The sequence below is a fragment of the Anaerosalibacter massiliensis genome (genome assembly GCF_024623155.1).
Taxonomy (GTDB): Bacteria; Bacillota; Clostridia; order Tissierellales; family Sporanaerobacteraceae; genus Anaerosalibacter; species Anaerosalibacter massiliensis.
Genome location: NZ_JANJZL010000003.1, coordinates 53,751 through 70,067 on the forward strand (window position 1 = coordinate 53,751; position 16,317 = coordinate 70,067).

Annotated in this window: 16 protein-coding genes; 11 read left to right on the forward strand and 5 right to left on the reverse strand. The window is 28.0% G+C overall.

The genetic code is table 11. The features are described 5' to 3' along the window. Positions 1 to 130: 130 nt before the first annotated feature. The 6 genes from NSA23_RS05565 (at position 131) to hcp (ending at position 5,860) form a co-directional block, all read left to right on the forward strand. Complete coding sequence (locus tag NSA23_RS05565) at positions 131 to 793, forward strand: transglycosylase domain-containing protein (protein ID WP_042678798.1); 663 nt, start codon at positions 131 to 133, stop codon at positions 791 to 793. A gap of 101 nt (positions 794 to 894) precedes the next feature. Next, positions 895 to 2,124: an ABC transporter substrate-binding protein gene (locus NSA23_RS05570; RefSeq protein ID WP_257490323.1), complete on the forward strand. Its 1,230-nt coding sequence runs from the start codon at positions 895 to 897 to the stop codon at positions 2,122 to 2,124. Between the two features lie 11 nt (positions 2,125 to 2,135). After that, entirely contained in the window at positions 2,136 to 2,840 is a 705-nt protein-coding gene (locus NSA23_RS05575; protein ID WP_042678796.1) for a GTP-binding protein, read from the forward strand. Beyond that, on the forward strand, positions 2,830 to 3,852 hold the full coding sequence (locus NSA23_RS05580) for an ATP-binding cassette domain-containing protein (protein ID WP_042678795.1): 1,023 nt from the start codon (positions 2,830 to 2,832) through the stop codon (positions 3,850 to 3,852). Before NSA23_RS05575 ends, NSA23_RS05580 begins: the two co-directional genes overlap by 11 nt. 17 nt (positions 3,853 to 3,869) lie before the next feature. Continuing rightward, a complete protein-coding gene (locus NSA23_RS05585) occupies positions 3,870 to 4,115 on the forward strand; it encodes a hypothetical protein (RefSeq protein ID WP_042678794.1) in 246 nt (81 codons plus the stop codon). 92 nt (positions 4,116 to 4,207) lie between these two features. Continuing rightward, positions 4,208 to 5,860 carry a hydroxylamine reductase gene (hcp, locus tag NSA23_RS05590; RefSeq protein ID WP_042678793.1) on the forward strand — a complete coding sequence of 551 codons (1,653 nt, stop codon included), beginning with the start codon at positions 4,208 to 4,210 and terminating at the stop codon, positions 5,858 to 5,860. A 45-nt stretch (positions 5,861 to 5,905) separates the two neighbouring features. Here hcp and NSA23_RS05595 read toward each other — a convergent pair whose 3' ends face one another. Both NSA23_RS05595 and NSA23_RS05600 read right to left on the reverse strand, forming a co-directional pair. Beyond that, positions 5,906 to 6,985 (reverse strand): DUF4179 domain-containing protein, encoded by a 1,080-nt coding sequence (locus NSA23_RS05595; RefSeq protein ID WP_042680518.1) that lies wholly within the window; start codon positions 6,983 to 6,985, stop codon positions 5,906 to 5,908. Continuing rightward, positions 6,972 to 7,538 (reverse strand): sigma-70 family RNA polymerase sigma factor, encoded by a 567-nt coding sequence (locus tag NSA23_RS05600; RefSeq protein ID WP_257490324.1) that lies wholly within the window; start codon positions 7,536 to 7,538, stop codon positions 6,972 to 6,974. The genes NSA23_RS05595 and NSA23_RS05600 overlap by 14 nt, the downstream gene beginning before the upstream one ends. 228 nt (positions 7,539 to 7,766) lie before the next feature. Between NSA23_RS05600 and NSA23_RS05605 the strand changes: the two genes are divergently transcribed. Both NSA23_RS05605 and NSA23_RS05610 read left to right on the forward strand, forming a co-directional pair. Next, the gene (locus NSA23_RS05605) at positions 7,767 to 8,069 is read left to right on the forward strand and encodes a hypothetical protein (protein WP_042680514.1); all 303 of its coding nucleotides are present in this window, start codon (positions 7,767 to 7,769) and stop codon (positions 8,067 to 8,069) included. 96 nt (positions 8,070 to 8,165) lie between these two features. Beyond that, positions 8,166 to 9,233 carry a YdcF family protein gene (locus NSA23_RS05610; protein ID WP_050069753.1) on the forward strand — a complete coding sequence of 356 codons (1,068 nt, stop codon included), beginning with the start codon at positions 8,166 to 8,168 and terminating at the stop codon, positions 9,231 to 9,233. 502 nt (positions 9,234 to 9,735) lie between these two features. On the opposite strand, the gene NSA23_RS05615 is transcribed toward NSA23_RS05610, so the two are convergent. Next, on the reverse strand, positions 9,736 to 10,299 hold the full coding sequence (locus NSA23_RS05615) for a hemerythrin domain-containing protein (protein ID WP_042680513.1): 564 nt from the start codon (positions 10,297 to 10,299) through the stop codon (positions 9,736 to 9,738). Between the two features lie 269 nt (positions 10,300 to 10,568). Here NSA23_RS05615 and NSA23_RS05620 point away from each other — a divergent pair, with 269 nt between their 5' ends. Beyond that, a complete protein-coding gene (locus tag NSA23_RS05620; RefSeq protein ID WP_042680511.1) occupies positions 10,569 to 12,020 on the forward strand; it encodes an IS200/IS605 family accessory protein TnpB-related protein in 1,452 nt (483 codons plus the stop codon). 258 nt (positions 12,021 to 12,278) lie between these two features. Further along, positions 12,279 to 13,454: an anaerobic nitric oxide reductase flavorubredoxin gene (locus NSA23_RS05625; protein ID WP_246119186.1), complete on the forward strand. Its 1,176-nt coding sequence runs from the start codon at positions 12,279 to 12,281 to the stop codon at positions 13,452 to 13,454. 430 nt (positions 13,455 to 13,884) lie between these two features. Here the strand turns inward: NSA23_RS05625 and NSA23_RS05630 are convergent, their stop codons facing one another. Beyond that, positions 13,885 to 15,096, reverse strand: coding sequence for a DUF438 domain-containing protein (locus NSA23_RS05630; RefSeq protein ID WP_042680507.1), 1,212 nt, complete (start codon positions 15,094 to 15,096; stop codon positions 13,885 to 13,887). A gap of 327 nt (positions 15,097 to 15,423) precedes the next feature. Here NSA23_RS05630 and NSA23_RS05635 point away from each other — a divergent pair, with 327 nt between their 5' ends. After that, entirely contained in the window at positions 15,424 to 15,729 is a 306-nt protein-coding gene (locus NSA23_RS05635) for a hypothetical protein (protein ID WP_042680505.1), read from the forward strand. A 28-nt stretch (positions 15,730 to 15,757) separates the two neighbouring features. Here NSA23_RS05635 and NSA23_RS05640 read toward each other — a convergent pair whose 3' ends face one another. After that, positions 15,758 to 16,195 carry a YaiI/YqxD family protein gene (locus NSA23_RS05640; RefSeq protein ID WP_042680503.1) on the reverse strand — a complete coding sequence of 146 codons (438 nt, stop codon included), beginning with the start codon at positions 16,193 to 16,195 and terminating at the stop codon, positions 15,758 to 15,760. Positions 16,196 to 16,317: the final 122 nt, after the last annotated feature.

Consider the following 16,317-nt stretch of genomic DNA (forward strand, 5'->3'; position numbering starts at 1 on the left):
TTAATTTTTATTTTACTTACAAAATAGTAAGATAAGAATTACTTTTGTTATCTTAATCGATGGTATATATTCTAATATAAGGTTAAACTTAGAGTAAGAAGTTAATTTATGATATATAGAGGTGAAATATATGAAAAGATTTAAAAAGTTAGTGTTTTTCTTAGTAGTATTAACAACTTTTTCCCTTATATTTAATATATTGCCTAAGATAGCAAATTATTTTATTAAATTTGAAAATACAAATTATGATTTAAATAGAGATTTAAAGGGGCAAATAAAAAACAATATACCAAATTATATTGATTATGAAGAGATACCTGAGGATTTTATTAATACACTTATTACTGTGGAAGATAAAAGATTTTTTAAACATATAGGATTTGATCCCATAGCTATGGGAAGAGCAACTTTAGTAAATGTAAAAGCTAGAGAATATAAACAAGGTGGAAGCACTATTACACAGCAACTTGCAAAAAATTTATTCTTTACAAATGAAAAGAGTTTAGGTAGAAAAGTCAAAGAATTAATAGTTGCTCTTGCAATTGAAGATAATTATACTAAAGAAGATATATTAGAAATGTATACTAATGTAATATATTATGGAGAAGGCGCTTATGGAATTGAAGCAGCAAGTCAAAAATATTTCAATAAATCTGCAAGAGATATGAATTTTGATGAAGCTACTCTTCTTGCTGGATCATTAAAAGCTCCTAGTATTTATAATCCATTTAATACAGAAAATGCACAACAAAGACATAAAGTTGTTTTAAGTATTATGCAAAATATTTATTAGGGAATTCGGTAACTCAAGTTACCGAAATTTTTTACTTTTAAGGTTAAAATAATATTAAAGAAAAGAGAATATTTACATGTATATATTTGGAGGTTATAAATATGAATAAATATTTTAATATAAAAGATTCATTATATGATATTACAGAAAAATATCCAGAAACATTGAGTTTATTCGTTTCAACTGGATTTGAAGATATGAGAGATGAAGAAAAAAGAAAAAGTTTTGGAAAAGCAATTTCTTTAGAAATGGCATTGTCTATGAAGAAAATAAATGTAGAAACTTTTGTAGGAAGACTTGTAGAAATAATTGAAGAAAAGAAGAATATAGTAGATGAAACTTTGATTCAAAACACAGAAAACAAAGAAGCTGATATTAGAATTGATGGAGTACTACCTTGTCCCGTAAGGATTCCATTGATGGATTCTTTTAATAAATGGATGGATGAGAAAAAAGACGATTTAAATATTACTATAGATTATGAACTAAAAGCAGCATCTAGTGGAATAGATTGGCTAAAAGAATCTTTAGAAAATGCAAAGTCAGAAAAAGATATATCAGATATATTTATATCGGCTGGTTTTGATTTATTTTTTGATAAAGATTTAATGGGAAAATTTAAAGCTAAAGGTGTTTTTAAAGATATGACAGGATTTAATAGATTAAATGCTGATTTTTATAATGAATATATAAATCTTAAAGATCCAGAAAGTGAATATTCTATAATTGGCACAGTACCTGCAGTTTTTCTTGTAAATAGAGAAGAATTAAAAGGAAGAGAAATACCAAGAAGCTGGAAAGATATTTTAAGCGAAGAATTTGAAAATGCAGTGAGTTTGCCTATTGGAGATTTTGATTTATTTAATGCTATTCTTTTAAATATATACAAGAAATATGGAGAAGATGGGATTAGAAAATTAGGTAAATCTTTATTAAAAAGTATGCATCCCTCAGAAATGGTTAAATCTCATATGAAAAAGATGGAAAGACCAGTAGTAACTATTATGCCATATTTCTTTACAAAAATGACTAAAGAAAATGGTCCTATGGTAGCAGTTTGGCCTTCTGATGGGGCGATTATTAGTCCTATATTTTTACTTACTAAAAAATCGAAGGAAAAAGAAATAAAACCTTTTGTAGATTTCTTTGCATCAAAAAAGGTAGGAGAAATATTAGCCCACAATGGTAGATTTCCAAGTACTAACCCAGAAGTAGACAATATGGTATCTAAAGACAATAAATATATGTGGCTAGGATGGGATTATATAAGCGAAAATGATATTGGAGAGAAAATAAAAATATGTGAAGAATTATTTAATGAGTCAATTTAGGGGTGATATATATGAATATAGCAACATTTTCAGGTCCTCCATCTTCTGGAAAGACCTCAGTAATATTGAAAACTATTGAAGCATTAAAGCAAAGAGGTATATCGGTAGGAGTAGTTAAGTTTGACTGTTTATATACAGATGATGATATATTATATGAAAAAGCAGGAGTACCAGTGAGAAAAGGACTTTCAGGCTCTCTATGCCCAGACCATTTTTTCATAAGCAATATAGAAGAAGTAGTCCAGTGGGGAAAGAAACAAAATTTAGATTTTTTAATTACAGAAAGTGCAGGATTATGCAATAGATGTTCTCCTTATATACAAGGTATAAAATCTATTTGTGTTATTGATAATTTAAGTGGAATAAATACTCCTAAAAAAATAGGACCTATGTTAAAATCAGCAGATATTGTAGTTATCACTAAAGGGGATATAGTATCTCAAGCAGAAAGAGAAGTATTTTCATCTAAAGTAAATTCAGTAAATCCCAAGGCAGTAACTATTCATATTAATGGCCTTACTGGTCAAGGGGCTTATGAGTTAAGTACCCTTATTTATGATGAAAATGAAGAAATAGATACAGTTAAAGGAAAGAGGCTTAAATTTTCTATGCCTTCAGCATTATGCTCCTATTGTCTTGGGGAAACAAGAATAGGTGAAGATTATCAAATGGGAAATGTAAGAAAGATGAAATTAGGTGATAAAGATGGCAGATAATAGAATAATAAATTCAATTACATTAAAAGAGTTATTAGAGAAATACCCTTTTATAATAAACTATTTTTCTAATAACAAATTGGATATTGAAGGATTTGAAGGAAATACCTTTGAAGAATATCTAAACCATTTCTCAGAAGAAGAAATAGAAGAATGGGCAATTGACACTAAAAAGCTTATTGAAGGTCTCTCAGAATATATAAATCAAATGATAGAATTTTTAGGAATTAAAGAAGAAAAATCAGTGGAATCACTAACAATACTGGCAGGAAGGGATAAAAACGGAAAAAAAGAAGGATTTGAAGAAATAAAAATAAATAGTGGGGAAATTGTATCTATTGTAGGGCCTACAGGTTCAGGAAAAAGTAGGCTTTTAGCAGATATAGAATGGGCAGCTCAAAATGATACCCCTACAGGGAGAACCATCCTTATCAATAATGAAATACTGGATAAAAAATGGAGGTTTTCTTCTAATAATAAACTTGTAGCCCAGCTTTCACAAAATATGAATTTTGTAATGGATTTAACTGTCCATGAGTTTTTGGAACTTCATGCACAAAGTAGAATGGTGGAAAATGAGGAAGAGGTAATAAAAAATATAATAGAAGCGGCTAATAATTTAGCAGGAGAAAAATTTAATCTAGGTACACCTATAACTAGTTTAAGTGGTGGACAGTCAAGAGCATTGATGATAGCGGATACAGCAATTTTAAGTTCTTCACCAATAGTATTAATTGATGAAATTGAAAATGCAGGTATTGATAGAAAGAAGGCATTAAATTTATTAGTAAGTAGTGACAAAATAGTCTTAATGGCTACCCATGATCCTATTTTGGCTTTAATGGCTGATAGAAGAATTGTAATAAAAAATGGTGGAATAGATAAAATTATAAAAACTAATAATGAAGAAAAGGAAGTTTTATTAAAGCTTGAAAAAATGGACAGGACTATTCAGAGTATGAGAAATAGTTTGAGAAATGGAGAAGAATTAAATAAAAGTATTCTTAAATAAAAAGGAGGTCTTTTTATATGTCTCATGAAGGTTGTTCAGGAAGTTTTGAAAATGGAAAACAAGTAGTTGATAAGGTAAGACAGATGGGTTTTGATAAACAACCTATGCCTGTGCCACTGATTAAAAAATGTTCTAAATGTGGGGAGAAATTTGAGATGTTAAATTTTGAGGGAAAATGTCCAAAATGTAATATGGTTTACGGAGTAACACCTTGCCATGCTTTTAATCCAAATAATATTATGCCAGCAGGAATTAATTATTAAAAATTGATAATAGGTAACCTATGTTACCGAAATTCAATTTAGACTATAGTAGTATAGATTATAGAAAGAAAAAGACTAAGGGGGAGTAAAATATGAGTATGTTTTGTTATCAATGTCAAGAAACAGCTGGAGGAAAAGGCTGTACAAAAGTTGGAGTATGTGGTAAAACAGCGGAATTAGCTCAACTCCAAGATTTAATGATATATGCATTAAAAGGTATTTCAGTATTAGGGCTAAAGGCAGACGAGATCGGATTTAAAATGCCAGGTTTAGATAGATTTATAATTGAAGGATTATTTATGACAATAACAAATGCAAATTTTGATAAAGATAGATTCTTTGAAAAAATAAAAGAGGCTCTTAAATTAAGAGATGAATTAAAAAATGTTCTAATAGAAAAAGGTGTAAAGTTAGGAGAATTAAAAGATCCTGCAACATTTACAGTTAATTCAAAGGATGAAATTGAATTTAAAGCAGGTAGTAAGGAAGTAGGAGTTTTAGCTACAGAAAATGAAGATATTCGTTCCTTAAGAGAATTAATTACTTATGGTGTTAAAGGTATGGCAGCTTATGCAGAGCATGCTATGAATTTAGGGTATGAAGATGAAGAAATATCTAAGTTTATTAGAAGAGCTTTAGCAGCTACTTTAGATGATAGTTTAACTGTAGATGATTTAGTTGCACTTACACTTGAGACTGGTAAATACGGTGTAGATACTATGGCTTTACTTGATAAAGCCAATACATCAACTTATGGAAATCCAGAAATAACTGAAGTAAACATTGGAGTTAGAAACAATCCTGCAATACTTATATCAGGTCATGATTTAAAGGATATGGAAGAATTATTAAAACAAACAGAAGGTACTGGAGTAGATGTTTATACTCATGGTGAAATGTTGCCAGCTAACTATTATCCAGCATTTAAAAAATATGACCATTTTGTAGGAAACTATGGTAATGCATGGTGGAAACAAAAAGAGGAGTTTGAAAAGTTCAATGGTCCAATACTATTTACAACAAATTGTATAGTTCCACCAAAAGCTTCTTATGCAGATAGAGTATATACAACAGGTTCATCAGGATATCCAGGATTTAAACATATTCCTGATAGAGTAGATGGAAAAGCAAAAGATTTCTCAGAAATAATTGAACACGCTAAAAGATTACCAGCACCAGTTGAAATAGAAAAAGGAAAGATTGTTGGAGGATTTGCCCATGCACAAGTATTTGCATTAGCTGATAAAGTAGTAGAAGCAGTTAAAACAGGAGCTATTAAGAAGTTCTTTGTAATGGCAGGTTGCGATGGAAGAATGAAGAGTAGAAATTATTATACAGATTTTGCAAAGGCTCTTCCCAAAGATACAGTTATTTTAACGGCAGGATGTGCTAAATATAAATATAATAAATTAAATTTAGGAGATATTAATGGAATACCAAGAGTATTAGATGCTGGGCAATGTAATGATTCATATTCATTAGCTATTATAGCTCTTAAGTTAAAAGAAATATTTGAATTAGAAGATATAAATGATCTACCAATAGCTTATAATATAGCTTGGTATGAACAAAAAGCTGTAATAGTATTGTTATCACTGTTGTATCTAGGAGTGAAAGATATTCATTTAGGACCAACTCTACCAGCATTCCTTTCACCAAATGTAGCAAAAGTATTAGTTGAAAACTTTGGAATTGGTGGAATAACAAATGTAGAAGATGATATGAAGATGTTTTTAGAAGCATAAATAAGAAAGTCCACTTATAGGAAATATAAGTGGACTTTCTATATTTTACTTGTCTAAAAATATTGTAAATTCTTCACCAACTGGCTTAGAATCATATTTTGGATCATCTTCATTTCCGCCAATTGGAACTGGTTTTGAGGCATAGGGAATTAGGGTAATATATTTGGCTTCATCAGAGAGCACACCGTAGTTATCATCATATTCAAATACTAAATTTGTTAAATTTAAATCGTTATCTCGTGACTCACTAGTTGGAAAGAAGCCAACTTTGTTTCCCAAATCATCATATCCTTCTAATACAATATAATGATATTCAGAATCATTTTCTATTTTTCCAAATATTTTTTGACCCATTAGGTTGGATCTAAATTCTTCTAGAATATAATTCTTTTTACCTATATTAAATGAATAGTTTAATGGAAAGGCATAAGTATTTTTTGCGAGTTCAGCACCATTTGCATTAAATTCAAATACCCATTCTCCAACTATATTATCCATAGAAGTACCTATATTATAATTTAAATTGTTTAGTACAATTTTTATATCCATGTTTTTTGTGGTATCAATTTCTTTTATATCAGTGTAGGCAATATTGAAAAATATATTTTCAGAGTGATCAATTTTTTCAAAATCTCCGCCTCCACCAGGACGGTCTGTTTTTTTTCCATCTATATAGATATCAAAATCAAAATCTAGTCTATCTACGGTTTTATCCATACATACAATTGTAGAAAAAATTAATTCATCCTTATCTATAACTACTTCATTTAATTTAACCTCTATACCTTTATCCTCTCTAGTTTCACCAACTATATTTGTATAGGGCTCAATATTTTTCTTAAGACCTAAAGACTTTCCTATGGAATAGGATATTTCTGAAATTTTTGATTCAGCATTAGCATAAACAGATTTTCCTATAGTTGTTTGGCTGAAAATACCTATGGATATTAATAAAGCAGCTGCAACAGTACCAAGCTTTTTAAAATTAAATTTCTTCTTAAGGTTTTTCTTAAAACTACTTTTTAAATTTTGTTTTTCAATATCGCTTAACATTTCTTTTTCATAATCATCTATATTAATTTCCATTTCATTTAAAAGAGTGTAAATATTTTTAGAGTCTTTCATTTTCATAATCTCCTTTTACACTAATATTTTTTCTCATCTTCTTTTTGCCTCTTGAAAGTCTGTTATATAAAATAGACTTACTAAGTCCTGTTTCTTTAGAAATTTCGTTCATGTTCTTTTCCTCAAAATATAGTTTTTTAAAAATCTCCCTATCTTCTTCTGATAAACTATAGAGCATTTTCTTAGTTTCCATACTAATTTCATTAGATAAAATCTCTTTAATAGAATTATCTTCAGAAGCAAGAACAATATCATCTATATTTCCATTTTCTAAATCCTTTAAGTATTTTCTCATATAATCAATGGATTTATATTTAGCTATTCCTGCTATCCAATTTTTAAAACTGGATTTTTGAGGATTGTAGTAATGAATATTATTCCATATAGCAAGTAGACAATCATTCATACATTCTTCATAAAGATTCTCAAGGTTGAAGAGGTGCTTTTTTAAAACTGTTTTGAGAATCCAAGCATAATTATCAATTACATATTCTAAAGCTTTCTCATTTCTTTTTTTCATTTGTTCAATAAAATTTTTTTCCGTTATCTTCAAAAGATCACCTTCTTTAGGCCTTATTTTCTACATGTAGATTTTACCTCTTCACCTAATACTTCGTAATGAGAAAGACAAATCTATCAAGAATCTTAAATTATTAGCTTTATTATATCTAAATTTTATTATTTATTATAATTTTGGTTTAGGTCAAAGTATTTTACTTAAATACTTTCTATAATAAATGTAGAGAATAAAGACAACTAGAATTTAAGGAGGAGTTATGTTATGAAAACAAAAGGTGTAGAAAAATTAGAAGTGTTATTTAATTCAAGTAAGACAAAAGTTACTTTTAATAAGGAAGTTGTTGAATCAGATGAAATTAAAGGAGAAATGTATTCAGGACACCATTTGCTAAAGCTATTATCAGGAAGTGAGATAGAAGTAAGTAGTCAAGAAGAAATAGGTGCAATTACTAAAATAGCATTTTTATCTTCAGGAATGTTGATTCATGAGCTAAGCGTATTACTTGTAACGATAAATGCAATACTATTATTAGCGTATGGAGAAAAGGAAAGAGTCTTTGGTTAGGGGCTCTTAATTATTATCATATTTTGTATTTTTACATAGAAAATATTGATTAGTTTCGATACAATATCACTATGAATATTTGAAAGGAGTATAATTTTGTATATTAAAGTAATTACTTGGGCTTTCGTTATTTTATCAGGTGTGTTGTTTTATTATAATATGAAAAAAGAAAGACGTACATTATTTATAGGTGTTAATTTATTTGTTTTCCTGATTATGTTGGCATTTTTAGCAATGTTGTTTGTTTTTTCATATTCTGATATTCCGTTTGTTTATTATTTCAGTATTTTATTGGTAGTTGGTGTGATTCTTTCAGTTCCTATCTTTATTATATGGTTTGTAATTAGTCTTTTTACTACAGGAACTAAGTTAGTTAAAAGGGAAGGAGTCACTATTTCGCATTTATTATCACTTGGTTTTGGCATAGCATTAATTATTTGGATTTTTATATTTCCAAAGTTATATAGTAATATAGACAATATTATTTTAAGTAGTTTATTTGATTTTATTACATTTGTTTTTGGATATTTTTTATTTGTAATGGTATTATTTTTTGTTTCATCATTATTAAATCTTATACCTCACTTAGGAAAGACATATGATTATATTATTGTTTTAGGTAGTGGTTTAATAAATAATGAAGTTACGCCTTTGCTTGCAAGTCGAATAGAAAAAGGGATTGAAAAACATAATAAATTTAACTTAGAAGATCATTTAGTCAAGGTAGTATTTTCTGGAGGACAAGGCCATGATGAGGCATTACCAGAAGGAGAAGCTATGGCTAACTATGCAATTGATAAGGGTTTAGAACAAAAGTATATTATTAGAGAAACAAGATCAAAAAACACAGAAGAAAACTTGTGCTTTTCATATGAGTTAATTAAAGAAGATTGGATGAAAAGGGAGAATCAAAGTGAACCTGAAATACTTGTTGTTACTAATAATTTCCATGTTTTTCGTGCATTGCTAATTGCTAAAAAGCTTGGGATTAAATGTGATGGTTCAGGATCAAAGACAAAATTCTACTATTGGTTAAATGCAATTATAAGAGAATATATAGGTGTTCTATATCTTCAAAAGAAATCTCATCTTTTATTTCTAGGATTAGGATTTTTAAAATCATTATTTCAAATTATAATTGAAATATTAGTAAATAGAATATAAATACCTTATGAAAATCCAAAAGGGAAAGTACAAGCTATAGAATTATTTGATAAACTTATAGGAAATATATTAAAGTATGATCCAGAGGATACAATCATAGCCTTAGCGCAGATCATTCAACTCCATGTGAAAAAAAGAACATAGTGGAGATCCAGTACCTATATTGATAAATAGCTCGGGAGTAAGAAAGGATAAAATCGAAAGAATATAATGAAATAGATTGTAGTTATGGAGGGGTAGGCAGAATAAAAGGTTATGAATTTATCTGGACATTGTATGACTATTTATGATTAATCAAAAAAGAGGAGAACTAAATAAATCTAAATAATATTAATCTATATTTGTTCTACTCTCCAAATTTAGTTTTAATTATATTTCAGTGTAGCCATAAAGTTCTTTTTTCAATGTAGTCATAAAAAAATGCTCCTTTCTGGCTTTATTTGTTATTTTTGTCTTACCAGAAAAAAGCATTTATTATTATTTAGACATAAATCACTTTATACTACTCTCTTAAACTAATCTTATCTTCTAATTCTTTAAGTAGCTTAAGGTATTTATCTTGGGTACCTTTTTTATTGGCACTTTTTTCAATTTCTTCACTTTGTTCATCTATTTTGTTTTTACTATCACAAGGTAGTAATTTTTCAGCAAATTTATACAGAGCTGTATTTTCTTTGTCAATATGTCTATTTAATAAATCAGCATAAGATATAGAATTAGCTATTATATCTAATCTTTTTTCATCATTTCCTTCTTTGTATTCACCTAAAGCTTTTTCTAGATTTAGGATGTAAAGACGGGCAATGTCATGTTCAATTAACATACCCGTAATAGGCCCATTTTTTGCAAATTGCGGAAGATTTTCTTTCATAATTTTAAATAGTACTTTTTCTTCTTTCATATGATGATGTTTATCAGAATAATTTCTAATAAAATCTATTATTTTATAGAAATCATTATAATCTATTTCTTCATTAAGAAGTACTTTATAAGAATATTTTCTTATGACTTTTAACATTCTTCTAATATTTTCATGCTCTTGAATCATAATATCTATTGATTTCATATAATCACCTCAAGACTATTGTACCCAGTTTTTTTTAACATAAATGATTAGTTTTTATTATTCTAGTGTATATATGTAATGGTATGTGTTAATATGAAAGACAAGAAAGAATGTAGGGAGATTAGAAACAGTATACGAAAACAATGCTAAATAGTATTAAGCTATTGTAAATTATATTCATAAAAATATCGAAACGTATGTTTGCTTATTATATAATAAGCATAAGGAGATGGTGCTTATGCTACCTTTTAGAAAGCTAGGTGAAATAGATGAAAGTAACGGTTAGAGGTATATTAATCAATGTATCTAAAGATGCAGAATTTGAAATTAATAGACTAATGACTGTATTTTCATCAGCAAAAAGATATGGTTTTAATAGACTTATAGAAGGAAATATGAAAAAGGGAGAAATAGAAAAATATATTTCAAAGAAATATGGATTAAATATAAGACAAAGTAAAGATGCCCTTAAAGCAGCAAGCCAGATAATAGCATCTCAAAAGAAATTAGTTAAGGAATACTATGATAATTATTCAAAGAAAGTAAAAAGGATAGAAAAACAACTTAAAAAAGCTAAATCAAAAAATAAAATAAATGCTTTAACTAAAAAACTAAATAAACGGAAGAAAAAACAACAATTTTATAAAAATCATATAGATAGTAACACAATCCCAAAAGTAATTTTTGGAGGCAGAAAAAATTTTATCAAAAGATGCAAAGGTCAAATAACTAATGAAGAATGGAAAGAGTTAAGAGACAATAACTACTATTCTAGAGGAGATAAAACTAAGGGAGGCAATCCAAACTTAAGAATAATAATAAAAGATAATATGACCTTTCTAGAAATATCCACTTTAAATAAAGATAAAAGAAATTGGGCAATAAAAATGCAGATACCATTATATTTACCACAAAAACTATCTAAAAAAACAGGTAAGATAAATGGAAGAAACTATAGACAAATGGTACTAGACTATTTAAAAATAGGTGAAGCTTATAAAGTAGAACTTATTAAAAGAGAAGGTAAGATATATGTACATATTACTATAGATGAAAGTAAATTAAGAGAATATAAAGAACTTTATACTACAGATAATGGCATAATAGGAGTAGACACAAATCCAGATGGTTTTGCATTAACAAGACTAGACAAAAATGCAAATTATAAAAATTCTACCTATTTAAAGCAAAATGAATTATTATATGCAAGAAGTAATAAGCGAAATAATTTATGTGGTGAGTTAGCAAAAGAAGTAATAGAGATAGCTAAAGCCGAAGGCTGTGCTATATCTATAGAAGATTTAAAGTTTAAAAATGATAGAGATGTAAAAAGTAAGTTTGCAAGAATTAGAGATCAATTCACATATAGAAAATTACTATCAAATCTTGAATCTAAAGCTAGGAGAGAAGGAGTCCAAGTAATAAAAGTAAAGCCTCAATATACAAGTAAAATAGGACTATATAAATATTCTCACCAATATGGACTAAATGTTCATGAAAGTTCAGCTTTAGTAATTGGTCGTAGAGCTTTCGGCTATAACGAAAAGGTACCGAAGCTTTTAAAAGATAAACTATCAACAGAAAAAGAGAAACTTAAATTCAACAAGGAGAACAACTGGAAACAGTGGTCAATAATAAGTAAAAAAATTAAAAAGAAAGGCGGTGAAAAACCTGGTTTGTGGCAAAGAAACAGGAAATACATACTAAGTATAGCCTCTTAACCTTAAGTTTTATCTTGTTAAAGGACACCTAGAAGGAAAAGCCTTTAACAATTTAGATATAAACTATAGGGAAAGGTAACACCTTTAATCTTGTTGTACTTATATACTAAATGTAGATAAGGCTATATAAGATTTATAGTCAAGAGGCTATACCCTAGTAGCTGAATCCTGTGATGCTACCACTTAATAATAAGTGAAAAATCATATTTATACTATTTAATATGATTTTAGAAACCAGGTAATATTGTGAGTTTTAAAATGACTGATAAGGTAACTTGGGTAGGAAAAATTGATTGGCAACTTAGAAGATTTCATGGAGATGAATATTCTACACATAGAGGAACTTCCTATAATTCCTATTTAATAAGGGATGAAAAGAATGTACTAATTGATACTGTGTGGAAACCTTTTGATGAAGAATTTGTTGAAAATCTTAAAAAAGAAATAAACCTAAATGAAATAGATTATATAATTGCAAACCATGCTGAAGTAGATCATAGTGGTGCATTGCCATTACTTATGAAGGAAATACCCGACGTACCTATTTATTGTACAGCTGCTGGTGCAAAAATATTGAAGGCCCATTATCACGAAGATTGGAATTTTGTTGAAGTGAAAACAGGAGATACATTAGATATTGGAGAAAATAAGCTTACATTTATTGAAGCAAAGATGCTCCATTGGCCGGATAGCATGTTTACATATATGGATGGTGAGAATATATTATTTAGTAACGATGCCTTCGGTCAACATTATGCATCTGATTTGATGTACAATGATTTAGTGGACCAAGCAGAATTATATCAAGAAGCAATGAAATACTATGCAAATATATTAGCTCCATTTAGCCCTCTTGTAACAAGGAAAATTGAAGAAATTTTAGGATTTAATTTACCAGTAAATATGATAGCAACAAGTCATGGTATCATATGGAGAGATAATCCAGCTCAAATTATAGGAAAGTATTTAGAATGGGCAAAAGATTATAAGGAAAATCAAATCACTATAGTGTATGATAGTATGTGGAATGCTACAAGAAGAATGGCAGAAGCTATTGCAGAAGGTATTAAGTCGGAGAATAAAGATGTTGCAGTAAAACTATTCAATGCAGCAAATTCAGATAAGAATGATGTTATAACTGAAATGTTTAAATCAGATGCAGTACTAGTAGGAGCATCTACAGTAAACAATAGTATACTATCTTCTATATCAGGAATTCTTGACATGGTAAAAGGTTTAGGATTTAAGAATAAAAAAGCAGCTGCTTTTGGTTCCTATGGATGGAGTGGTGAATCAGTAAAGATTATAACAGAAAGATTAAAAGATGCAAAATTTGAAGTAATAAATAATGGCATAAAAGAATTATGGAACCCAGATGAAGAAGGATTAGAACGTTGCAGAGAGTTTGGAATAGATTTTGCTAAAAATTTATAGGAAGTTAAAACCCTAACTAGTGAAAATTAGTTAGGGTTTTTTATTTAATAATAAAATATCTAGTTATTATGTCATGAAATTCCTAGAAGTTTAGCTTCAAATTTTATAATGATAATTTTCTTTTTATTAAACTTACATGTTGAAAGTTTTATGGAATGTTTTTCTCTTCTATCTTTTAAACTATTGATTTTTTCCAATATGATATATTTATATTAATATAAGTGAGCATTTGTTTTAAATAACTTTTGTTCATTTTATCAACATCCTTTTTATTTGAGTTTAGTGGTAAAACTATTATAAATAGGACGCTTTTATTTTACAAATCTTTGCTTTGGAATTTCCATTGGCTGCTGTCCATTTATTTTTTAAAAGCTAAATTTTTGGAGGAAAATGTGATAGAAATAGAAAGTATTAATGATATAGAGTTAAATTATTTAGATAATAATCTTTTCTCCCCTTCTAATGCTTTTATTGGAGCAATGTTTTGTGTAAATTCTAATGTACCTAAGTATTCACCATTTTCATCTCTAATGGCAAAGTATCTAATTAGTACATATAAATCTCCCATTTTAATCCAGAAATCTTCATTATCTTTTTTCCCGGACTTGAAGTCATTTAATATTTCTTCGACTATATGAACGCTAGCAGGTGGATGACAATTTTGTACACTTCGTCCTATTACAGCTTTTGTACGAGGGAATATCCTATTTTCATCTTGGGAGAAATATTTTACAATATCATTTTTATCAATAAAGGTCATATCTCCTGGTATAGCATTAAGTATTTGATTTATTTCTTTTGAAGAGAGAACCCCTGTCTCAAATTTTACATATCCATCTTTCATAGGATCATTTTCTTCTTTTTTATCTATATTGATTCTTTTTAATTTCCACCTAGTATCTGGAGAAATCAGGGCATAGCCTATTTCATCACTTTCATCATATATTTCTATCCATTCATCTTCAGTTAATGTTTCTAAAGCCATAGGGAATAATATACTTTCTTCTTTAAAAATCATTTCTTCAATTTGATGTATTGCATGTTTAATTTTTTCATCTACTTCATCTTTATTACCCCTATAATCTTTAAGCATTAGTTTAATATCTTTCAATAATGCCCTGATATCATCATCTACTCCCCACATTACTTTTGGTGGAGCTGTAATATTGTATTTTTCTAAATAAGGGAAAATTAAATTTTCTTTTCTACTATAATGTTTGTCAATATCCCAAAGTAAATTAATATCTTCTATAAGATTATTTATATTGTCCTCATTATCTTTTTTAATGAACTTATCTAGGTGGGGATTAATATTTTCTAAAATATACTCTTGAATAGCGTCATTCTCTTTTCTTAAAGTATAAATGGGATGTCCTGGCACTTCTTCGGGATGATGTATTTCTTCAATAGAACCTTTAAATACTGCGGCATGAACATCACATAGATTTTGAATTTCTTCTATTGGCAAACCTTCTTTAACTAATTGCTGTTCCATAGCGGATATTTCTGATGGAGAAACTCCCTCTATAGCTTCACCAAATTTAGTTTTCACTTCCTCTACAGTTTTTCCAGCATGGAGTTCTCTAATAACTTCTTTCAATATTTCCTGTCTATATTCTCTATTATTTATTAATTCGCTCATAACGGGCACCTCCAGCTTAAAATATATTCATTTATATATTACCCTTTTTAGTTATATTTATATTGTGTATTTGTTATATTAAATATAACTCTGATGTAGATAAAAAAATAAAACTATTTCAATATACTTTTATCTACTATAGTAATAGTTTTATAATTATAATCGATAAGGACTTCTTTTTTCATTTTTCTTAATTATTTGAAAAACTAAAGAAAAGTAAATTTTTAGGAATTGTTATTCTTATTTTATGCAAACAATCAAATATAGAAAATTAAGAAAATTTAGTGTATAATATATGTATTACTTATTTAAAAGGAAGTGGCATATATGATAAAGTTAAAAAGTAAAGAAGAAGTGCTGAAAGAATATGAAAGTAGATATACAGAACTAGATAATTATTTTATGAATGAGCTTTCTAAAGAATATGACAGATATGCTGATCTACTAAAGGATTGTAATACAAAAGAAGAAGCATATAAAATATTTAGTAGAGAAATTAAAGAAAATGAAAGAAGATATAAGGATAATGCAATGTTAGAAGGCTTAGAAGCTTCTCTTGATACTCAATTTATGGAAATCCTTGCTCAATATGGTTTGATTAAGTTTTTTAGGGATAATATGATAGATGATTAATATGGGTTTAATTTGTGAAAAGAAATATTTATAGCTGGCTCTCTATTAAATTTTTAAGATTTTTTTCAAAAATTATGTCAGCTTGAGTATTTCTTTTCTTAAATTTAGAATATTTTTTGTGTTTTCTACGAAGTTCTTGGTTCAAATATCTCCTATTAAGCAGTCCATCAATATTTTCAGAGTCAATTATAAATCCATTTTGATTTATACAAAATGCACCTCTAGAAAGAGCCATAGCCGCCAAACCATAGTCTTGTGTAATAATTATATCTCCCTTTCTAGCTTCATTGACAATATAAAAATCAGCACTATCAGGAGTTGGCTCTACAGTAATAATAGTAGCATAATCATCATATATTTCATGATGATAATTTTTAACTATAATAACTTCTAATTTATATAGTTTTGCTATTTTAATGGAAATATCCACTACAGGACAACCATCTCCATCTAATAATATTCTCATAATATCACCTGTAATAATTGTATCATATTTTTAATCATTATTCTTTATGTTAAATATATACTATATGGGTATATATAAGTGTCAGATTATAACTATGGGGTATAAAGGAATAAAGTGGTTTA

Excerpts from the sequence above, each read along its gene's own strand:
- NSA23_RS05575 (WP_042678796.1), top strand. The coding sequence starts at position 2,136 with ATGAATATAGCAACATTTTCAGGTCCTCCATCTTCTGGAAAGACCTCA.
- NSA23_RS05635 (WP_042680505.1), top strand. The coding sequence starts at position 15,424 with ATGATAAAGTTAAAAAGTAAAGAAGAAGTGCTGAAAGAATATGAAAGT.
- NSA23_RS05620 (WP_042680511.1), top strand. The coding sequence starts at position 10,569 with ATGAAAGTAACGGTTAGAGGTATATTAATCAATGTATCTAAAGATGCA.
- NSA23_RS05640 (WP_042680503.1), bottom strand. The coding sequence starts at position 16,195 with ATGAGAATATTATTAGATGGAGATGGTTGTCCTGTAGTGGATATTTCC.
- NSA23_RS05625 (WP_246119186.1), top strand. The coding sequence starts at position 12,279 with ATGACTGATAAGGTAACTTGGGTAGGAAAAATTGATTGGCAACTTAGA.
- NSA23_RS05570 (WP_257490323.1), top strand. The coding sequence starts at position 895 with ATGAATAAATATTTTAATATAAAAGATTCATTATATGATATTACAGAA.
- NSA23_RS05630 (WP_042680507.1), bottom strand. The coding sequence starts at position 15,096 with ATGAGCGAATTAATAAATAATAGAGAATATAGACAGGAAATATTGAAA.
- NSA23_RS05605 (WP_042680514.1), top strand. The coding sequence starts at position 7,767 with ATGAAAACAAAAGGTGTAGAAAAATTAGAAGTGTTATTTAATTCAAGT.
- hcp (WP_042678793.1), top strand. The coding sequence starts at position 4,208 with ATGAGTATGTTTTGTTATCAATGTCAAGAAACAGCTGGAGGAAAAGGC.
- NSA23_RS05615 (WP_042680513.1), bottom strand. The coding sequence starts at position 10,299 with ATGAAATCAATAGATATTATGATTCAAGAGCATGAAAATATTAGAAGA.
- NSA23_RS05580 (WP_042678795.1), top strand. The coding sequence starts at position 2,830 with ATGGCAGATAATAGAATAATAAATTCAATTACATTAAAAGAGTTATTA.
- NSA23_RS05585 (WP_042678794.1), top strand. The coding sequence starts at position 3,870 with ATGTCTCATGAAGGTTGTTCAGGAAGTTTTGAAAATGGAAAACAAGTA.
- NSA23_RS05565 (WP_042678798.1), top strand. The coding sequence starts at position 131 with ATGAAAAGATTTAAAAAGTTAGTGTTTTTCTTAGTAGTATTAACAACT.
- NSA23_RS05595 (WP_042680518.1), bottom strand. The coding sequence starts at position 6,985 with ATGAAAGACTCTAAAAATATTTACACTCTTTTAAATGAAATGGAAATT.